The 3,815-nt window shown below is 44.1% G+C and carries 5 protein-coding genes and 1 pseudogene; all 6 read left to right on the top strand.

Annotated features, from left to right (window positions below; all coding sequences use genetic code 11):
* A partial coding sequence (locus GWJ05_RS07780) for a phage tail tape measure protein (RefSeq protein ID WP_161681269.1) occupies positions 1–1,029 on the top strand: 1,029 nt, incomplete at its 5' end.
* On the top strand, positions 1,030–1,626 hold the full coding sequence (locus GWJ05_RS07775; protein ID WP_036918208.1) for a hypothetical protein: 597 nt from the start codon (positions 1,030–1,032) through the stop codon (positions 1,624–1,626).
* Complete coding sequence (locus GWJ05_RS07770) at positions 1,626–2,207, top strand: hypothetical protein (RefSeq protein ID WP_004251702.1); 582 nt, start codon at positions 1,626–1,628, stop codon at positions 2,205–2,207. The genes GWJ05_RS07775 and GWJ05_RS07770 overlap by 1 nt, the downstream gene beginning before the upstream one ends.
* Before the next feature lie 17 nt (positions 2,208–2,224).
* On the top strand, positions 2,225–2,776 hold the full coding sequence (locus GWJ05_RS07765; protein ID WP_004244754.1) for an Ail/Lom family outer membrane beta-barrel protein: 552 nt from the start codon (positions 2,225–2,227) through the stop codon (positions 2,774–2,776).
* A gap of 68 nt (positions 2,777–2,844) precedes the next feature.
* Positions 2,845–3,243, top strand: coding sequence for a DUF6950 family protein (locus GWJ05_RS07760; protein ID WP_036935187.1), 399 nt, complete (start codon positions 2,845–2,847; stop codon positions 3,241–3,243).
* Positions 3,243–3,815 (top strand): annotated as a pseudogene (locus tag GWJ05_RS07755) (phage tail protein); the annotation flags it as partial. The gene GWJ05_RS07760 and the pseudogene GWJ05_RS07755, both read left to right, overlap by 1 nt.

Here is a 3,815-nt window from a genome sequence, read left to right as displayed (position 1 = left end):
GATATCAAACAGAATAAAGATAAGTTTGATGCCATCTTAAAAATCGATCCCAAAGCGATTGAGACAATAAAAGAAAAAGCGAAAGCCATTGATGATCTGGCGCGTGCCAACTCGGTTGCGCAATTTGCTTATGATCGCAGTAAAGAAATTGAGCAGATGCAATTTGAAACCACCTTGATAGGAAAGTCACGCGCAGAGCAAGAAAAGATCAATGCCCTTCGTCAGATTGATGTGCTCTATCAGCAAGCCAGTGTGGATTTAGGCGAAAAAGAGTTGGCGAACTTACAACGCAATGTCGAACTCACTAAACAGCAGATTGAGGAAGAGCTGAGGAAGCGAGAGGCCATGAAAGGTGATCCGATGGCGGGATTAAAACAAGGCTTATCGGATTTCAATGAGTCGGCCATGGATGTGATGGAGAACGTCAGAAATGTCACTACCAATGCGCTTAATAATATGTCTGATGCGTTAGCCGATTTTGCTTTAACGGGTAAAGGAAGCTTTAAAGATTTTGCCAATGCGGTGATCTCCGATATCACTCGAATGGTGATGAAAATGCTGGTTTTCAAAGCCATTGAAGCAGGTGGGCAGGCAATGGGCTTTGATATGGGATGGATGAGCAAAGGACATGCTTACGGTGGTTATACGGGGCACGGCGGGAAATTTGAGCCTAAAGGGATTGTGCATGGTGGTGAGTTTGTTTTTACCAAAGAAGCGACGGCTAAATTGGGTGTCGGTAATCTCTATCGCTTAATGCATGCTGCGCAAGGTTATGCTTCAGGGGGCTTTGTGGGGGCGGCCGCAGGGCGAATACCCGTTACACCACAACCGACGTTAGCTCGTGCGAGTGGTGTACAAATGACGGTCGTTAATCATATTACGGTGACAGGAAATGGTGACGCTGTACTTGCGCAAGCAATGAAAGAAGCCGCACAACAAGGGACAGAAGCAGGCGCACAGAAAGCTCACGCGATGATGTTACAAGACTTTCAAAGTAATGGTGCAGCACGCAGAACATTAGGAGTTTAAATGTCTATTCTTGAATGGCCAAAAGAGGTGATCCCCACGCAGGAAAACTGGCAATTATTGAGTAACAGCAAAACCTTTACCTCACCATTTAATGGAAGTAGTCAAACGGTACGCTTTCCGGGAAGTCGTTGGCGTTGTGAGCTGACATTCAATAATTTAAATGAAGAGAAATCGCGCCAGTTAGAAGCGCTGGTGGCTTCATTGGATGGGATGTCGGGGCGAGTCAAAATAGCCAGTTGGATAAGAAAAGGGCGTTATGGGTATGGTTCGCCTCGCATTGCAATACCGAGCCAATTAGGTCATCGGCTAGAAACAAAGGACTGGAAGCGCAATATGCGCGTGTTACAGCAAGGGGATCGCTTAACTGTGGGCAATGAACTCAAAATGGTGGTGGCGGATGTGGTCAGTGATCATCAAGGACGTGCCATTATTCTTATTTCGCCGATGTTAAGAATGTCACCTACCGTCAATGAAATGCTCGAGGTTGAGCGTCCTTTTGGAGTATTTCGGCTCGTTGATAATGAACAGGGTAAATTTCAGCATCGTCGCTTGGGGTATACCAATATCACGTTATCTTTTGAGGAGGTGTTGTACTGATGCAATATCATCCATTTTCTGATGCCATGGTCAACGCGATTAATGAGGGGGCTTATATCGTTTTAGCTGCCAGACTCGATTTGAAATCAGGCGTGACCTGTGCGCATACCGGTGTTGGGCAACTGATTATTGCGGGGGAAACCTATTTAGGTGTAGGAAGTTTAGGCGAAATCAGTCAGCTAAAAGAAAATAAGACAACCAGTCCCCCACAATTACAGCTTAAATTAGCGGGTTTTGATAAATCGCTGGTGGGGATGGTGATGAATGAGCAAAGTCGAGGGCGAGAAGTGCGGTTGATGATGGTTGCCATCGGTGAAGAGGGAAAACCGCTTCTTGCTGAAATCTTATTTGTCGGACAAATCACATCGATTAATGTGGTGTCTGGCGAAGAAAATGCCGTATGTGTTAATGTTTCTAATCGATTCGAGCGATGGTCAATCGGTTTACCCGATAGATTCACCGATGAGTCGTGGTCATCTCGACGGCAAGGTGATCGTATCTTTCGTTATGTTGCTCAAATGGCTGAACGGGCGATTTATTGGGGCAGCAAGAAAGATGCACCTTCATTTATTTATAAATAATTGTTGGAAGAAACAAAATGAGTAGAAAACTTTTAGTTCCCCTTATTATGACCAGTCTATCGCTATGCGCAGCAAATGCACAAGCCGTAGGTGAAAATACGCTTTCATTAGGTTATGCACAAAGTCATGCTAAAGTGGATGGCGATAAACTAAAAGAGAAACCCAAAGGATTTAATGTTAAGTATCGTTATGAATTCGATAATCAGTGGGGAATGATTGGCTCCTTTGTTTATACGCATCAAGGGTATGATTATCACTGGAACTCTCGAAAGATTGGGAGTATTGATTTAGATTATTACTCGTTGGCTGCGGGACCTGTTTATCGTTTTAACGATTATATAAGTGCTTATGGATTAGTTGGGGTAGCTCATGGACAAATGGAAGTGGCATTGAATAATTTTTCCTATAATGGGAAAGAAAATCAACAAAGTAAATCCGCATTCGCTTATGGTGCGGGTCTTCAATTTAACCCATATCCCAATATCGCGATTGATGCTTCTTACGAATACACTAAATTAGATGCTTTTAAAGTGGGCACATGGATGCTTGGTCTTGGCTATCGTTTTTAGTTAAAAGATAAACAGAGAATATAAAAGTCGGCATTATGCCGGCTTTTTTGTTTTTAGGCATTTTGATAATGAAACAACCCAACTGGACATTTAAATTACCTGAAACCATCAGGGCGGCCATGAATCGCCCTTTTTCATGGGGTGAATTTGATTGTTGTATTTTTGCCTCGGAATGTATTGACGCACAATGTGGTTTCTCGCCAATAAAGCCTTATCTCAATCACTATAAAACTAAAGCTGAAGCTTTCAATCTTATCAAATCCAAATTTGGCTCCTTAGAGAAAGCTGTATCACGCTATTTCAAATCCATTGAGATTGAGCGTGTTCAGCGTGGTGACCTCGTACTGTTTAAAGGTGAGGACGGTGACAGTCTAGCAGTGGCCTGGGCGGGGCATTATTGGGGCGTAACTCCACAAGGCGTGAAGCCAGTGCAGATTAACCCAATCAAAGCGTGGAGAGTGGAATAATGGGGGGAAGTGGTGGATTAATTTCAAAAGTCGTGGGTGCGGGCTTAATGATTGCGGGGCTATTTACCGGAGGCGTGACTTCGGCGATGGGCATGGCACTGATGGCAGCAGGCGTTGCGGTTCAAGTCGCGGGTTCGCTTATCTTTAAGCCTAAACTACCTTCCATGAATTATCGAGATACGGGTGAACGCAAACAGATGTTACGTTCATCGTCTGCGCCTGAAACCGTGATCGTCGGAAAAACAGTGATATCGGGTTTGCTTTTCTTTGCCGAAGAAGAGGCGGGTGAACAAGATGAAAACGAAAAAATCACACTGGCATTAGCGTTGGCAGGGCACCCCATAGAAAAAATCGGGAAGATTTGGTTAGGGGACGATTTAATTGAGACGTTTGGTGAATATACCGTTCATGAAGTTAAACACCTTTGGTTGAGGAGTTTAAAAATCACGGCACCTGTTGTTGAAGTGGAGTTACATAATAGCAGAGAAGATGTCGATCCCTTTATGCTAAAAAATTGCCCGTCATGGAAAGAGGATATGATTGGTCGAGGTCTGGCGTGGTTACGTGTGACA

The organism is Proteus sp. G2626, assembly GCF_009915985.1.
GTDB classification, from domain to species: domain Bacteria; phylum Pseudomonadota; class Gammaproteobacteria; order Enterobacterales; family Enterobacteriaceae; genus Proteus; species Proteus vulgaris.
This window is presented reverse-complemented; position numbering and strand designations above follow the sequence as displayed.